Source organism: Solibacillus daqui, assembly GCF_028747805.1.
In the GTDB taxonomy this organism is placed as follows: domain Bacteria; phylum Bacillota; class Bacilli; order Bacillales_A; family Planococcaceae; genus Solibacillus; species Solibacillus daqui.
On sequence record NZ_CP114887.1, the window covers coordinates 2,044,621 to 2,060,368 of the forward strand.

13 protein-coding genes and 1 pseudogene are annotated in these 15,748 nt (G+C 35.1%); 9 read left to right on the top strand and 5 right to left on the bottom strand.

Going from position 1 to position 15,748, the window contains the following annotated elements:
• The first annotated feature begins 1 nt into the window (after nt 1).
• The 3 genes and pseudogenes from O7776_RS09865 to O7776_RS09875 form a co-directional block, all read left to right on the top strand.
• Nucleotides 2-736, top strand: a complete 735-nt coding sequence (locus tag O7776_RS09865) for an amino acid ABC transporter ATP-binding protein (protein ID WP_274310413.1) — start codon at nt 2-4, stop codon at nt 734-736.
• A gap of 303 nt (nt 737-1,039) precedes the next feature.
• On the top strand, nt 1,040-1,237 hold the full coding sequence (locus O7776_RS09870; protein ID WP_274310414.1) for a DUF6501 family protein: 198 nt from the start codon (nt 1,040-1,042) through the stop codon (nt 1,235-1,237).
• Nucleotides 1,238-1,548: 311 nt separating this feature from the next.
• A pseudogene (locus O7776_RS09875) lies at nt 1,549-1,884 on the top strand (nuclear transport factor 2 family protein); the annotation flags it as partial.
• A gap of 94 nt (nt 1,885-1,978) precedes the next feature.
• Here the strand turns inward: O7776_RS09875 and O7776_RS09880 are convergent.
• The 3 genes from O7776_RS09880 to O7776_RS09890 form a co-directional block, all read right to left on the bottom strand.
• The gene (locus tag O7776_RS09880) at nt 1,979-3,088 is read right to left on the bottom strand and encodes a toxic anion resistance protein (protein WP_274310415.1); all 1,110 of its coding nucleotides are present in this window, start codon (nt 3,086-3,088) and stop codon (nt 1,979-1,981) included.
• 3 nt (nt 3,089-3,091) lie between these two features.
• Nucleotides 3,092-3,739 (bottom strand): 5-bromo-4-chloroindolyl phosphate hydrolysis family protein, encoded by a 648-nt coding sequence (locus O7776_RS09885; RefSeq protein WP_274310416.1) that lies wholly within the window; start codon nt 3,737-3,739, stop codon nt 3,092-3,094.
• Nucleotides 3,740-3,903: 164 nt separating this feature from the next.
• Nucleotides 3,904-5,631, bottom strand: coding sequence for a methyl-accepting chemotaxis protein (locus tag O7776_RS09890; RefSeq protein ID WP_274310417.1), 1,728 nt, complete (start codon nt 5,629-5,631; stop codon nt 3,904-3,906).
• Nucleotides 5,632-5,748: 117 nt separating this feature from the next.
• On the opposite strand from O7776_RS09890, the gene O7776_RS09895 reads away from it, so the two are divergent.
• The 3 genes from O7776_RS09895 to O7776_RS09905 all read left to right on the top strand — a co-directional run bounded on the left by O7776_RS09895 (nt 5,749) and on the right by O7776_RS09905 (nt 8,541).
• Nucleotides 5,749-6,039, top strand: a complete 291-nt coding sequence (locus O7776_RS09895) for a DUF1033 family protein (RefSeq protein ID WP_241369704.1) — start codon at nt 5,749-5,751, stop codon at nt 6,037-6,039.
• Between the two features lie 410 nt (nt 6,040-6,449).
• Nucleotides 6,450-6,650, top strand: a complete 201-nt coding sequence (locus O7776_RS09900; RefSeq protein WP_274310418.1) for a cold-shock protein — start codon at nt 6,450-6,452, stop codon at nt 6,648-6,650.
• Nucleotides 6,651-6,741: 91 nt separating this feature from the next.
• Entirely contained in the window at nt 6,742-8,541 is a 1,800-nt protein-coding gene (locus O7776_RS09905) for a hypothetical protein (protein ID WP_274310419.1), read from the top strand.
• Nucleotides 8,542-8,833: 292 nt separating this feature from the next.
• Here O7776_RS09905 and O7776_RS09910 read toward each other — a convergent pair whose 3' ends face one another.
• Entirely contained in the window at nt 8,834-10,438 is a 1,605-nt protein-coding gene (locus O7776_RS09910) for an ABC-F family ATP-binding cassette domain-containing protein (RefSeq protein WP_274310420.1), read from the bottom strand.
• 473 nt (nt 10,439-10,911) lie between these two features.
• On the bottom strand, nt 10,912-11,493 hold the full coding sequence (locus O7776_RS09915) for a copper resistance CopC family protein (RefSeq protein WP_274306921.1): 582 nt from the start codon (nt 11,491-11,493) through the stop codon (nt 10,912-10,914).
• A gap of 592 nt (nt 11,494-12,085) precedes the next feature.
• Between O7776_RS09915 and O7776_RS09920 the strand changes: the two genes are divergently transcribed.
• The 3 genes from O7776_RS09920 (at nt 12,086) to O7776_RS09930 (ending at nt 15,670) form a co-directional block, all read left to right on the top strand.
• Nucleotides 12,086-13,111: an S-layer homology domain-containing protein gene (locus tag O7776_RS09920; RefSeq protein ID WP_274306922.1), complete on the top strand. Its 1,026-nt coding sequence runs from the start codon at nt 12,086-12,088 to the stop codon at nt 13,109-13,111.
• 167 nt (nt 13,112-13,278) lie between these two features.
• Nucleotides 13,279-14,460 carry an MFS transporter gene (locus tag O7776_RS09925; RefSeq protein WP_274306923.1) on the top strand — a complete coding sequence of 394 codons (1,182 nt, stop codon included), beginning with the start codon at nt 13,279-13,281 and terminating at the stop codon, nt 14,458-14,460.
• 85 nt (nt 14,461-14,545) lie between these two features.
• Nucleotides 14,546-15,670 (top strand): hypothetical protein, encoded by a 1,125-nt coding sequence (locus O7776_RS09930; RefSeq protein ID WP_274306924.1) that lies wholly within the window; start codon nt 14,546-14,548, stop codon nt 15,668-15,670.
• Nucleotides 15,671-15,748: the final 78 nt, after the last annotated feature.

Sequence of the window (15,748 nt, forward strand, 5' to 3'; positions counted from 1 at the left end):
CATGTCAGTTGTTATTGATATTCAACATTTGAACAAAAAATTTGGTACACACGAAGTATTAAAAGATGTGAACTTCCAAGTAAACAAAGGTGAGGTAGTAACGTTAATTGGTTCATCAGGTTCTGGTAAATCAACACTTTTACGCTGCATTAACTTACTAGAAACACCTACTGCTGGTTCGATTATTTACAATGGTGAAAACATCTTAAATGAAGGCCACAATATCGAAAATTACCGTACACATTTAGGCATGGTATTCCAGCAATTTAACTTATTTAATAACTTAGATGTATTAAACAACTGCATGGTTGGCCAAATGAAAGTGTTAAAGCGTTCAAGGGAACAAGCGGAACAAAATGCGATGAAATATCTTGAATTAGTGGGTATGGCTACTTATAAAAACGCCAAGCCAAAGCATTTATCTGGTGGACAGAAGCAGCGTGTTGCAATCGCTCGTGCACTTGCAATGGATCCAGATGTAATGCTGTTCGACGAGCCAACTTCAGCGCTTGACCCAGAAATGGTAGGGGAGGTATTAAAAGTAATGCGTCATTTAGCAGATCAGGGGAACACAATGTTAATTGTAACGCATGAAATGGAATTCGCAAAAGAAGTTTCAGACCGAATTGTCTTCATGGATAAAGGTGTAATTGTTGAAGAAGGTCATCCATATGACGTACTTGTAAACCCGCAGCATGACCGTACAAAAGAATTCTTAAAACGAACATTACGATAAATTATATCTTGCTATCTTGCAAATATATTAATATAAATAAGCTCGCAAAATTGCGAGCTTATTTTCGTGAGTTATATTCGCTTATAAGTATAAATACAATTGCAAAGGCAATCGCAATGGCGAAAAACCACATCGGAACGCTACCAAATGCCATTTAATATCCACCTCTCGCTTGTGAGTGTAACACGGAGCATGGCGCCAAATCAAACTTCCACAAGTAAAATTTGACTCTAGACTTTCATCTAGTATGAAAATCGTATAAAATAAGAAAGAATTCATTTACGTAAAAGTGAGGTTATTTTAATGTTACATTTAAAATGGAAAGATGCACCTACAATCCGCACAGTAAAATGTGTCCACACGAATGCATCAAAATATTTAGTATCAAATGTATTAACAGTTGGTAAAGAGTATGAAGTGAAAAACGAAACAGAAGAGTTCGTATTCGTCATCGATAACACAGGCGAAGTAGGCGGCTACTACAAAGAATACTTCGCATAATGAAACGAAAAATAACACCATTTCTCAGATATGAGGATTGGTGTTTTTTAGAATTCACTTTTCCTATAAAGCCTGTTGGCAGAAATTGTGATGTTTTTAGCATTCGTACTATTATTGCCTAGGCACAGATACAGCATTTACTTCGTACAGACAATTTATGTTGGATTTTTATGTTTATGTTGTTTTAAAGATTGTGAAGAAATATCTTTAAACTAATCTAAGTAGGTAAGTTGCATTAAAGAGTACTAGTATATCAAAAATATGGACTGAAAAGGTGAATAATAATGACATATAAATCTTTAAAATAACAGTTATTACAACTAGAGGAAAAACTGTTGGAACCAGAAATCAGAACATCAAAAGAAGAGCTATCTAATCTACTAGCAGACAATTTTTTTGAATTCGGAAGCTCTGGTAAAGTATTGTACAAATACGAGAACATTGGAGAAATGAATCTTAGCGTAGTACAAATGAAGTTGAGTGATTTTGAAATTCATCCAATGTCTGAAGAAATCATATTAACAACCTATCGAATTTATAACAAAATGAATAACCAACATTCATTACGCAGTTCGATATGGAAATTAATTGACGGACGTTGGAAGATGCATTTTCACCAAGGGACAAAAATTACTTCTTCGCTCTAATTATTCTAGAGCATAAAAATGCCGAAAACTTGATAAATCAACATTTCGGCATTTTGTATAATTCAAGCTAAAACATCCTTCATAGAGCAGTCCCTTATTTGAGTTCCAAAATTGTATGCTCAATCTCGTTGCGTTTTTCGTCGGTGCTTACCTGCATGCGTAGGGTATCCTCAATATCTTGTAAAAGCTGCAATTGGGTTGCTTTGAAGCGGTCTACGTCTGTATGTGACAGAGTAGGGCGCTTGCTGTTTTTTTGTACTTCAAGCATTTTTCCGTTTTTGTGTAACATTTGTTCTGAGGCATTCATCAAACGCTCTTGAGACTGCATTGCACGGCGTTGGTTGTTCATGCTTAGAAGCATACTAATTTGCTGCTGCCAGAGCGGGATAGTGGTCATAATCGACGTTTGAATCTTTTCAATAAGCATTTGATTGGTCTGCTGAATTAAGCGAATTTGAGGAGCATATTGAATGGCCACTTCACGTGATAATTCTAAATCATACATTCGGCGGTCAAGCCATTCGATTTGCATTTGAATATCTTTTAATTCATGTTGCTTAAACGGATCAGCATCTTCAGAAATAGCCTTTTCAATAGAGGGCAACACGACATCGTAAATATGCTGTTTTTTTATTTCCAATGAGGCAATGAAGACGTTTATTTCTTGAAAGTAGTCTTCGTTCATCGCATAAAGCTCATTTAGAAATTGGTAATCACTTAGTAAGGCATGTTGGTTGTGCTCGAGTTGGATGCTTAAACGGTCAATGCGCTTAGAAAGCTTATTATACTGTGTCATCACTTCTTGAATCGATTGCTTTGGTTTACTGAATATCTTCGCAAAAAAGCCCTTTTTCTGCTCAATTAACGCATCCGGATCAATGAGCTCTAGGTGGTGCAGTAAATCGTTTAACACATCGCCAACTTTGCGCACATCTTTTCGCTGTATGTAATTGAGCATTTGTGAGGTGAATTTTTTTAACGCTTCTTGTGATGGGAGACCAAAACCAAGCACATCCTCATATTGTTTAGATTCTAAATGGAGTGCCAGCTTTAGCGAACGCTGCTTCATATCGTTTGAAAGTGATGCGAAAAGCGGTGATGTTGCATTATTCGCAACATTCACCGCAAATTGATCTTTACTAACTTGAATATCCACACTGTCACTTGTTGTAAACGCTTCAAATGGATTATGGTTGTTTGTCATAGCTTATTCACCGCCGATTTTTAATCGATCTTTTCGCTTTTCGTTCGACATTTTTGCAAAATCTAATTCGATTTTTAAATTTTCAATGTCTGAAGATAGAGCACTTTTTAAATCATCTTCTATTGTTACTTGTAGCTCTTTTAATGTTCTACGTGTATCTTCTAGTGCTAAATGAACATCTGTACCAGGAATTTGCTCTTTTGTAAGTAACGTATATTTATCAGAAAGCTGCACCGCTGAAGGTAGGTGAGCATAGAAGAAATCTTCTACCGCATAAAATTTTTGCGGATTTGATTGTACGATATTGATAATGCGCTTTGCTAGTTTAGACATTTCGTTAATTTGTTTGAACGAACGAACTGAACGTACTCGTACATATTGTTGGTTCAGTGCTTGTACATGTGATTTTGCTTGTTTCAATTGAGCCTCGATTAAATTATACTCTGATTTCGAAAAGCCGATTTTTTTACTTTGGCTTGATTTTTGAATGGCCAATGTAATTTTGTTACTTGCGTAGTATGCTACAATAGCAAGAGGTAGCGATAATAGGCTAGCCATGCCAGGAATATTAATAATCGCAACAACAAGTGCAGTAGTACCTACTAAAAAGTTGAGTATGTGTCTTGTTAAAAAATTGATAGGACCAAGCATTTTCGTACCTCCTTTACTGGTTACTAATTTTACGAATAAAACTGAAAAAGGTTTCGTTTTTCCTATATCTATCGTAACAATTTTTTTCATCCGAAAAAAGTAAAAAGCTTTTCTAGCATATAAAAAAGAAGCAAAACGATCCTGTTTTGCTTCTTTTAGAAAAATTAATGCATTAAACGCTCTTTTTCAATTGCGGCAATTAAAACATTAATATAGCTAATTACTTGCTTAGAAGCAGCCTCAATTTCATTTAGATGCTGTTCGGCCTTTCCTAAATTACCAGCGTTATACGCTTCAACTGCTGCTCTAGCAGAAATATGTACCTGTTCATGGTGATGATCTAATTCGTGGTAAGCAGGATGGTTGTTAAAGCGCAATTTCGTTTTTTCTGATGAATACCATTTCCCTAGACGACAATCAAGATGTGAAGAAACATCAGATGGTGAAAGCTTTTCTAAACCTAAGAACATGTTGTATACTCGCCATTTCCATAAAATATGGTCGGCTTTTGATAATAATAATAAAGAAATGCTAGATAGTTGCACGTTGGTCGATGTTGTTACTTCATTTCGGAAGCGTGTTATTTCTTGACCTAATTTATGAATATCACGCGATGTGTCATTACCGAATCCTCGAATATCTTCCTGTAAGTTAGAAATTTGTACCATGCGTACTGAAATTTCATCGATGGAAGCGGCTTGTTCTTGCGAAGCAGCGGCAGTTGTCGTGACATCAATATTAATGCTTTCAATAATTTCAACGATGGAGTTGAGCAGAGGTAAAGATTCCTTTGCTTCACCTGTCGCTTCACGAATAATTGTTGTTGTTTCAGAAATGGATGATGCAACATTGTTTGAATACGATTTTAATGATTGAACATTCGCTGATACTTCAGTTAATGCCGAAACAGTGCTTTCTGCAAGCTTACGAACTTCTTGTGCAACAACTGCGAAGCCTTTACCATGATCACCTGCTCGGGCAGCCTCAATCGAAGCATTTAAAGCTAATAAATTTGTTTGATCAGCAATTTGGTTAATAAGTGTTACTACACTTTCAATATCGTCGACATGCTTTTGTAATTCTTTGAAGCTATGTACAATTTCAGTGAATGTTTCTTCTGTTGTGAAGATTTCCTGTAGGGCATGTTCGATGGCATGCTTACCAAGTGCGGCATTATTAACGGATTCATTTGTTTTTTCGGCAATATTCGATGAAGTGCGGGCAATTTCTGCAATAGAAGCAGCTAGTTGTTGAGACGCTGCAGTCGAACTAGCAATATCATCAGACTGTGTATCTAAGCGTTGAATCAAATCCTTCATATACACAATATTAGCGTTTGAATCCGTTAAGGAAGCTAATTCTTCAATGATATTTTCAAGTAAACGCTCCTGCATGACTTCAATTAATATTTCCTGCTCGATATTAACTGCCGCTGATACAGATTTCATATATTGGAATGCAACATGTGGCTTCATACCAAAATGATGCAGTACTAGTGTTGTAATATAAAATGAAAATTGGTTGAAGACAACTATTAATTTACCAGATTCAAATTTATTTTCACGTAGTAAATTGAAAAATTTAATTGTTTGGTCAACGTATTCATTGTTTCGCTCAGCTAAGAAGAAATTCTGTAAGTAACGATCTATTTGACTATTTGAGATATTATTTTGGCCATTAGGTGAAATTTCAATTAAATATTTGTTGAATATTTCTTGCATTGTTGGTGATACATCAGCAACACGCTCATATAATTTTTTTAAGTCTTCTTGATTTGTTAATTTGAAATTATTGAACGCTAATGTTTCTTTAAAACGGCCAGTTGCAATTAAATCTGTACCACGTTCAAATAAGTCATGTAACTCAGCTTTTGGTTTTAATGCAGAAAACATTGTAAATATCCTCCTTAGATTTGACACTCCCATAATTTTATCATACACAAATGTTCAATAATAGACATAATTGTTCGGGTTGTTTTAATATAAAGGGAAGAAGAGGTGTTAGAAATTATGTATAAAATTATCTATATGAAAGCAGATTACGAGCCCTGGTGGCAGTTTGAGGGTTGGGAAGAGTTCATTGTTTCAGAGCAATTTTTTGAAACCGACGAACAGCTCCAAGCAACTTTACAGTCCACATTACAAAAGTTTCGTGCAAATTATGAAAATGAAACATGCAAAAATGAGCTCTTTTATGCCTTTTGGTCAGAAGATGAATGTGAATTTTGCGAAGCATGTGATGAAGAAGCGCAAATTTATCATGGTATTATTGTACTTACACCGGAAAACATACAAATCTAAAATGATTTACGTTAAAATTGGTAGAATTCAAAATAATGTAATTGACATCCATAAAATTGGATTTTATACTAATTTTAACAATTGAAATTATGATGCCGAACAAGTAGATTCACATATTACAAAAAGTAATCGATTTAGTTGAACGGTACTTTCTGTAATATGTGAATTTTTTATTTGTATTTTAACTGGATTCAGCGGGGGTCCAAACCCCGGCTGAATCCAGTTAAGCCCCAGCGGATGTCACAGATTTTTTAGGTGAATTTTAAAGAGGAAGTCAGCCTAAAGACGTCACATCGTGTGACAACGGCTGACTGACCCACGTCCTGTGGCCCCGAGCTTGAAAAAATCTGGACGCAATTACGCTGAGGTGTAATTGAATTGTTCACTTTTATTTTTGGAGGTTTTCACAAATGAAACAAGGTACAGTAAAATGGTTTAATTCAGAAAAAGGTTTTGGCTTCATCGAAACTGAAGGTGAAAACGATGTGTTCGTACATTTCTCAGCAATCCAAGGTGAAGGTTTCAAAACGTTAGAAGAAGCACAAAAAGTGGAATTCGAAGTGGTTGAAGGTAATCGTGGACCTCAAGCTGCTAACGTTACAAAATTATAATCCATACTAATTCCAAAGCCACACAAAAATTATTGTGTGGCTTTTTATAATAAATAAAAGTGTTTAAAATGCATTGGGGGGATTGAATAATTTGAATAACAATGAACAATTATCGCAGGGATCATCCAATCGAAATAAAATTTTCATTTATTTAGGCGTCATTGTGGTGTGTATTGTATTAGTGACTTTAGCAATTACGTGGCAATCACAAGGATTAAATCAAAATAATGAATCTGAACCAACGAAAGACGCGCAACCAGCTGTTGAAAATCCAATCAGCGAAATTTATTTAAATATTGCCCAATATGAATACTTTTATCGAAATTGGATAATAGAGTCAAAAGAAGCGGCTACATTCAATGCACTCAGTCAGGCAATTAGGATGTATTCACTATTCGATTACCTTAAACAGCAAGGTATCGAACTATCCTCAGAAAAAGAGCAATTACAGCGAAAACTATTAGCAGAACAGCTTTCCTATGATTTACAAGATCCGCAATTTAAAGCATATTTCGATACAATGCTTGCAAAATTAAAAATAAAAGAACAGGATTACATAGATCATTACTTGTTTATCGATAAAAAGTATGAAATTTTAGAGCGTGAAATGTTCGAAACAGGAAAAGGCCTAACTGATGATGGTTCAGGATTTATGAGCTATCCAAGTGGAGAACAAGAAGAAAAATTCAAAAATAAAGTGGGCATATCCATCGATTATTTAGAATATTTAGTGCTACAAAAACCAATCCGCCTTCAGCCTATGGAGCCACAACCAGCACTTATATCTGACGGACATCGATTTGAGTTTGCAAAAGGTAAGAATGGTGAACTTATTTTTACAACAGAGGAATTGCCTCCGATTAATTTTTCTGATGCACAAAGAGATTTGTTATTAGAACTGAAATATCAGCATTCATTAAAGGACTTATCAAGATATAATTATAAGCAGTATCAAGAACTGCTAGAACAAATAGCCGAAACAAATGATCAGCAATCAGTAATTGCCAAAGATATACTTGCTTTATTTGATATTGCGCATGAAATATTAGAGATGGATTTTGGTCAGCCTGTTACGTATCATTTCGATGAATTACCTACATTTGATAAAAATATATTGAGAAAGCATAAAGATATAACGCTCAAAATCTATGAACATGAATATTATTACCGAACGGAAGGTATTCCTCAGCAATTTTATGCTTACCGAGTGGCCAATGAGCAAATGGTTGAGATATATGGTTTATTTAATTATTTAGAGCAAAATTTTGACTTTACATTAGATGAAGAAACGGTAGATTCGCTTCGTATAGAGGTAGAGCAAACACTACAGCAGCAAATGCAAAATGCCTATTTTAAAAAGTATATCGAGGCATTATTAACTAAGTTTGACATAACTATTGATACTTATATTGATGATTACTTATTAGTTCTGGCAGAATACGAGACACTTAAAGAAAAGATGTATGAGCAACATATTGGTCTTGATATTAAGGGGCGTTACAATATTGGGGAAGTATATGCTAGTTACCGGATTGCAGCGAACTTTTCTTGGAAAGAGCTGTATTCAACAATGGATACGCTCAATAACGCTGAATCGATTGAAGCACTCGATCCACAGCCTGAACTTCCATTTGACTTGCCTGAATATCCATTACAAGTAGGGATGAATGCAAAAGGGGATTATGTATTTATTGGCGTAGATACACTAGAAATTTGGTTAACAGAGCAACAGCAGCAATTTTTAAAAGAGCTTGTTACAGTCAATGCATTACCACCTTTATCACGTTACTCAATCCAGCAATATCAAGATGCTTTACAACAAATGGATCCAAACAATACGATGAGAAATCAACTAATAGAAATTTTCGTTATCTATGGTAATTCGATATAAGATGCCTAATACTAAAAAGATATTTAGAAATAGGTTAGGCAACTTGTTAATGCTGCTGTCTGTAACTTGCAGGCAGCAGCTTTTTTAGATTTATGAAGAAGCTAAACAATGGATGAAGCATGGTGTTCGAGTGTTTAAAATAGATAACTATCCTAAAAAAACAGTTAGTTTACCATTCGTAGTTCGTACCGTAAAGATGTGCTATTTTTGATTCGGGTTTTACCATTAAACGAAATAAAAAATCCCCCAAGTACCCTTAAAATAAGGGCATTTGGAGGATTGGGAGCAGTGATTATTTTAATCCTTGCTCATCTTTCCAGTCTAGGAATTCATCATAAGTTAATTGCTTATCTAAAATTGAACCGTCTTCACGGATTTCAATAACGCGGTTTGCAATTGTTTGAATGAATTGGTGGTCATGAGATGTGAAAATCATCGCACCTTTGAAACGGATTAAGCCTTCGTTTAGCGCTTGAATTGATTCAAGGTCTAAGTGGTTCGTAGGCTCATCTAATAATAATACATTCGAGTTCGATAACATCATTTTAGAAAGCATGCATCGTACTTTTTCGCCACCTGAAAGAACAGCAGGTGATTTTTTCACTTCTTCACCAGAGAATAACATACGACCTAAGAACCCACGTAAGAAGCTTTCTGTTTCGTCATCTGGAGAGTAAGGACGTAACCAGTCTACTAATGTTTTCTCGCTTCCAGTGAAGTATTGGTCATGATCCATTTCGAAGTAGCTTTGAGAAGTTGTTACACCCCATTTGAATGTACCAGCTTCAGCCTTTTGGCGCTCTGTTAAGATGTCCATTAATGTAGACTTCGCAATCGTATTACCAAGTAAAATGATTTTGTCTTCTTTATTCATTGAGAAGCGAATGTCTTTGAATAACGTTTCACCTTCATGTGATGCAGTTAAACCATCAACAGTTAATACGTCGTTACCGATTTCACGGCCGATTTGGAAGTTGATGAATGGGTACTTTCGGCTTGATGGTTGGATATCATCTAGCTCGATTTTGTCTAACATCTTTTTACGTGATGTCGCTTGAGAAGATTTCGATGCGTTTGCAGAGAAACGCGCAATGAATTCTTTTAACTCTTTAATTTTTTCTTCTTTTTTCGCATTTTGGTCAGCCATTAACTTTTGCGCTAATTGTGAAGACTCATACCAGAAGTCATAGTTACCAACATAAAGCTTGATTTTACCAAAGTCTAAGTCAGCGATATGTGTACATACTTTGTTTAAGAAGTGACGGTCATGGGATACGACGATTACTGTGTTTTCAAAGTTAATTAAAAACTCTTCTAACCATTTGATTGCCTTAATGTCTAAGTGGTTGGTAGGCTCGTCCAGTAAAAGAACATCTGGTTGACCAAACAAAGCTTGAGCAAGTAACACTTTTACTTTGTCAGAACCTTCTAAGTCAGCCATTTGCATGTAATGTAACTCATCGCCAATACCTAAACCATTTAATAATGTAGCTGCATCTGATTCAGCTTCCCAACCGTTCATGTCCGCGAATTCACCTTCAAGTTCAGCAGCACGCATTCCATCTTCGTCTGTCATTTCTGGCAGCATGTAGATTGCATCTTTTTCGGCTTTTACTTCCCAAAGACGTTTGTTACCCATAACTACTGTATCAAGTACAGTGAATTCATCGTACTCAAAGTGGTTTTGGCGTAATACAGATAAACGCTCATCTTTACCCATTGAAACGTTACCTTCTTGTGCCTCGATGTCACCAGCTAAGATTTTTAAGAATGTTGATTTACCAGCACCGTTTGCACCGATTAAGCCGTAACAGTTTCCTGGAGTGAATTTAATATTTACATCGTCAAATAATTTACGGTCACCATATCGTAGACCAACGCCTGATACTTGAATCATGTAAGTACCTCCCAATAATTTTCGTTAAATTTTAGATTGCTTTCAAAAGGAGATTTCTCTTTTGCACACAATGTTTCTATTATAGCACGTCTACCTGCTAAATTAAATAACAGTTGCTAGTTAAAAGTGGTGAAAAGTTAATGAAAGGATTGACTTTTTAGTTTTATGAGGTAAATGAATAGTGAAAATAATGAATTGTTTAAAGGTGGGTGAGGTTAAGAGAAAGTCTCATTTCATTTATATAGGGGATGATAGCGCTATTGATTGTCAAATAGATATCATTATTATACTCCTAGAGGGCCATATTAGTTATTGCAAAGCTTTAGGATTTGTAATTAATTAAAGAAGATCGACAAATAGGAAAAGGGAATACCATCAGTTAAAAAAGGCATTCCGCAATTAGATTAATCGAAAAACGTGATAACATAAAATAGGCAAAGATATGGAGAAAATTAACTTATTTCGAAAAAAGATTATTTATTTTTCTTTCGCTTAACATAAGTTCTCTTATAGCTATATATAGTTACAACAGTTATAACAAGTAAAATAATAGCTATGACGATTATTAGAGCCCATATTGAATTCCCATCTTCAGAATCGGTTTCAGTTTTTAATGTATCTACAATTTTTGATACATCTGATGCTATTTGCTCACTCGTATCAGCTCCAGATTCCGTTTCGTTATCAGTATTAGAAGCAACATGCGCATTTATTGTAAAAGAAAATGAACCTGATAATGGGTGTCCGTCTTGGCTAATACTATCCCATTCAACCGTATAGGTGTCATTTGGAAGAGGAGAAGCTAATGTACCGGTTAATACATCATCATTTATTGTAAACGATTCCATAGCCATTTCTGAACCATCACTTGCAAGTACCTTAAAGATACTGCCTTCTTCAATTTTACCTGAATAGACTAAATCAATCGTTTGTAATTCCTCTGTTATAGTCGCGCCATCTGTAGGATTTGTTGAATCTAAGTACGTGTGTCCGTAAGTCTTAGGTACAAATAATAAAAATGTAGCAACAAGCGTAAATAATAATTGTTTCAACATTCAAATAACTTCCCTTCATTATCATATTACCCACTCCTCATTGTAAAAAATGCTACCTTTACACATTTGGAATTAAAATCCCCTGTGAATGGAGTGATAATTTTAGTATGACCCAAAATTTGTAGAAATATTTGGGGACACCATACTATGAAGGGAAGTGGTTTTTAACTTTTAAAGTTAATAAAAATCTAAATCAATATTTAGAACGTTATTTTGTGCCATTTTTTGTATCCCTACTTTAAGCACACATTTAGAAACAGGACGAGGTAGACAGATCGATGGAATCCACCCTCCTAACACTCTTTTGTGAACATATTTTCTACTTTTATTTCCATTGCTGTTTTCATGCACATTAAATTTCATGCCGAAGTTCCAAATATATGTTCAATAAAGCTCAAACAAAATGGAGTTCAACGACGAAATATAGTAGTTAATAAAAAATAGCAAAAAAACCGGAATTCTAATTTTTGGTATGAATATAAAGTATTGTAGGGTGAAACTAAAATACTAAAAATTATGACCATAATTAAAATTTTATTGATAAAACATCTTTAAATGTATAATAATGGAATCTAAAGGAGAGGAATAAAAAATGAAAAAATGGTTATTTGTAGGTGCCTTAAGTTTAGGAATACTAGGCGCAACTGAGGAAATGAATGTGAAGGCAGCTGAAAATGGTATTTCAAAAAATGTTTTATCTGAAATAGCAGCTGTAGAGCAAAATTCAGTTTCATTCTTTGATTTGTACAGAGTTTTTAAAATTGCTGAGCTTAATTCAGAAGGTATTGTAACAACGATGAATGCAAAAAAAGATAGCTTTATCGTAAAAATGCCGATTACGTCATTAATTGAATCAGAGGAAGGTTCGACTACATACAAGGCGGAGTATCAAGAATACTTAGGGCTATTTGGTAAATCAATTCAATTAAAGCTTACACAGCATGGGAAAACGTTCGATTGCGAAATTTATACAGCAGGAGACTGGATAGCGCTTGAAGGTGAAGACAAGGATGATTTTCTAGCAGAATTTCTAAGTGAGGATCTGCAATTGAGAACAGGTGGACACTTTACAGATACAATTGGACACTGGGCTGAAAGCTATATTCATACTCTTTATGAAGCAGAGGTTATTAGTGGAATAACTGCGACAACCTTCAATCCGAATGGTAATGTGACCCGCGGCCAGTTAGTTGCAATGATTTATCGAGCATCAAGCGTTGAACTAGACGAACAAGAACAAGAACAAGTGACATCTGCTTATTCAGACCTTGCTAATTTCTGGGGTGCGAAAGAGGTTGCTATTTTAGAAAAACAAGAATTATTAACGATTTTTGAAGGCGATCAGTTCGAACCAAACAAAGCTGTAACACGTGAAGAGATGGCTTACGTAACGGCAAAATTTTTAGCATTTGAAGGTCTTGATGTTGGAACATTAAATACAAACAATACTTTTAAAGACATCGACAAAATGAATAAGGACGCTGTAGAATCGATTGGATTATTACAGCAATTAGACATCATCGGTGGTGAAAATGGCCAGTTCAATCCGAAAAGCAACTTAACACGTGCACAATTTGCTAAGATTTTCACGCTATCATTAATGTTATTTGAAGAATAAGTAAACTTTATTATTAGAAGGCTATGTTGCTTAAGAGGCAGCATAGCTTTTTTAATTACATTAAAATCACGCTCTAGGACCATTATTTAAATAATCTTTTTAATTGTCAGTCATCTAAGGATTGTGTTTTACTAACTAACATAGGAATAAGAGAAAGAGGATAGGCAATGAATCAAAAAAATATAGGAAGTAAACTACTAATTTTATTAGCAATCTTTCTGGTATCTATAAACTTGCGACCTTCAGTAACGTCTGTTGGACCAATTTTATCTACAATTAGTGAGGCACTTAATGTTTCAAGCACACAAATGAGCTTATTAACGTCGATCCCAGTTTTCTGCATGGGGTTATTTGCACCACTTGCTGTACCATTTCAAAAAAAATTCGGTTATAAATGGTCGATTACACTATTATTGGTGTTGATCGGTGTTGCAACGTTAGCACGTATCATTTTTTCAAGCTATAGCGCACTGGTAGTTACAAGCTTTTTAGCTGGTTTTGCAATTGCAATTATTAGTCCGATGATCAATGCTTTCATAAAAGAAAAATTCCCAACAAAAATAGCGCCGGTTATTGGGCTATATTCATTTGCGATTGGCTTTGGTGCGACATTAAGCTCAGGCTTTACCGGAATTTTTTACGAAAGTTTTGAAGGTAACTGGGCATTAGCACTTGGAGTATGGGGCGTACTTGCACTTGTCGCAATGATTAGCTGGTTACTTACTGTCGATTCAGGACAAGCGAAACTGGCGCAAAAAGCTTCTACAGAGCCTGCACGTAATCCATGGAAAAACGGGCTTGCCTGGACAATATTAATATACTTTGGTTTTCAAACGTCGTTGTTCTTTAGCTTAACGACATGGTTAGTATCGATTGCAGAAGAGCAGGGGATGAGCTTACTTACAGCAGGTTCTGTATTAACATTAATGACGATAGTGCAATTAGTTGGTAATATTGTAATTCCATCAATGATTAACAAATTCCCAAATCGTATTGCGTGGCTATTTGGATTAGTCTTAATGGGATTAATTGGCTCAGTATTCTTCTTTATCGATGTTAATTGGGCGATTTGGGTTGGCACGATTATTTACGGGGCAGTTTTAAGTGGATTATTTCCAATTGGCTTAATGCTGCCACTTGATGAAGCGAAAAATAATCAAGAGGCAAATGAATGGAGTTCAATGGTGCTTTCAGGCGGCTTTATGATGAGCGCGGTTATACCTCTTGTCATTGGTTATGTATTCGACATAACTGGAAATCACTTTATAACTAAGCTAATTTTCGTAACTTTATTCATTCTGATGTCAATTTCGATTTTCGTAATGCAAAAAATGAAGAAATCCTTATAATGAGTAAGTAGTCGAGTATTCGGCTACTTTTTAATTTTGAACAGAATTAAGTTTACATAATCTTATTATTGTAAAGGAGAACATTGTGAAAAAATTCATATTAATTTGTATTGTGTTGTTTCTTGCAGCCTGCTCGGATTCAACTGAAAAGGCAACATGGGTAGCACAAAATATCCCGAATGAAAAAAAGGAACTAGCACCGACGTATCCAGCTGAAGTAGCTGTCTATTCACCAAATGTAAACACAATTGGACAGATCATTAAGCAAAAAGAGCGCGAAAAATGGATTTTAGTTAATGCTCAAGACGTTGCAGGGCATCCTAATGTTCTTGTACATAATAGTTTGCTAACACTTGGAGAAATTGTAGCAGTTGATGAAGTCAACAATATTTCACTCATCCATATCAGAAATAGTACTAAATTTGAAGTTGCAGAAATTGTGCCGTATACAACAACAAGAAACGGTGGGCAAGTTACGGCAACCTCTCAGCAAATTGAAGCACTCCTTCAACAAGCAATAGATGAACCGATTGACTGGCAGCAGCGCTATGAGAAAAACCGAACATTACTTCAAGAGTTAGATCGCGAGCCGCATGAAAATTTCACAACACACTATAACAAAAACATATTTACGTATAATAGCGACGAACTAAAGTATGCCGCAAATCAGTTTATCAACAAGCTTAATACAGCTATTGATAAACACTATTATGATGAGCTTAATCTACTTATTAGTTCAGATGATGTGAAAGAGGAAATGACGTATGTAACAAGCCCTATTAATGGTTTTAAAATTAAAGAAGCAAAAAGAGAAGGTGTCTATTATTTTGTAAATGGAGTAGATGAAAACAAAGAGGAAGTTCGATTAACATTTATTCTTGAAGACCAATTATATAAACTAATTGGCGCGAATATTATCAACACAGATGCCTTAATAGATGAAAAGGTCGTTACGATTGACGTTATCGAACAAAAAAAGCTGAGTGAAGTACCAGCACTTGAAATGTTTGCAAACAAGCATCTTACAAATATTAAAATTAAAACAACAGACTTAACTTGGCAACTTTCGTATAAAGATAACAAAATTGCAGTTCAAAAAGATGGCGAAGCGAGCTATAGCTGTAATGAAGCCCTAATTCAGAATAATCAATTCACAATAATCGGCTGTGGTCCACAAAATGCAAGTGTACCACTTGTGAAATTGAAGTAATACCAGGAGAGATTTGCAACATTGCAAGTCTCTTTAATCAATAATAACATATTATCCGACACTATATTATTGATTAAT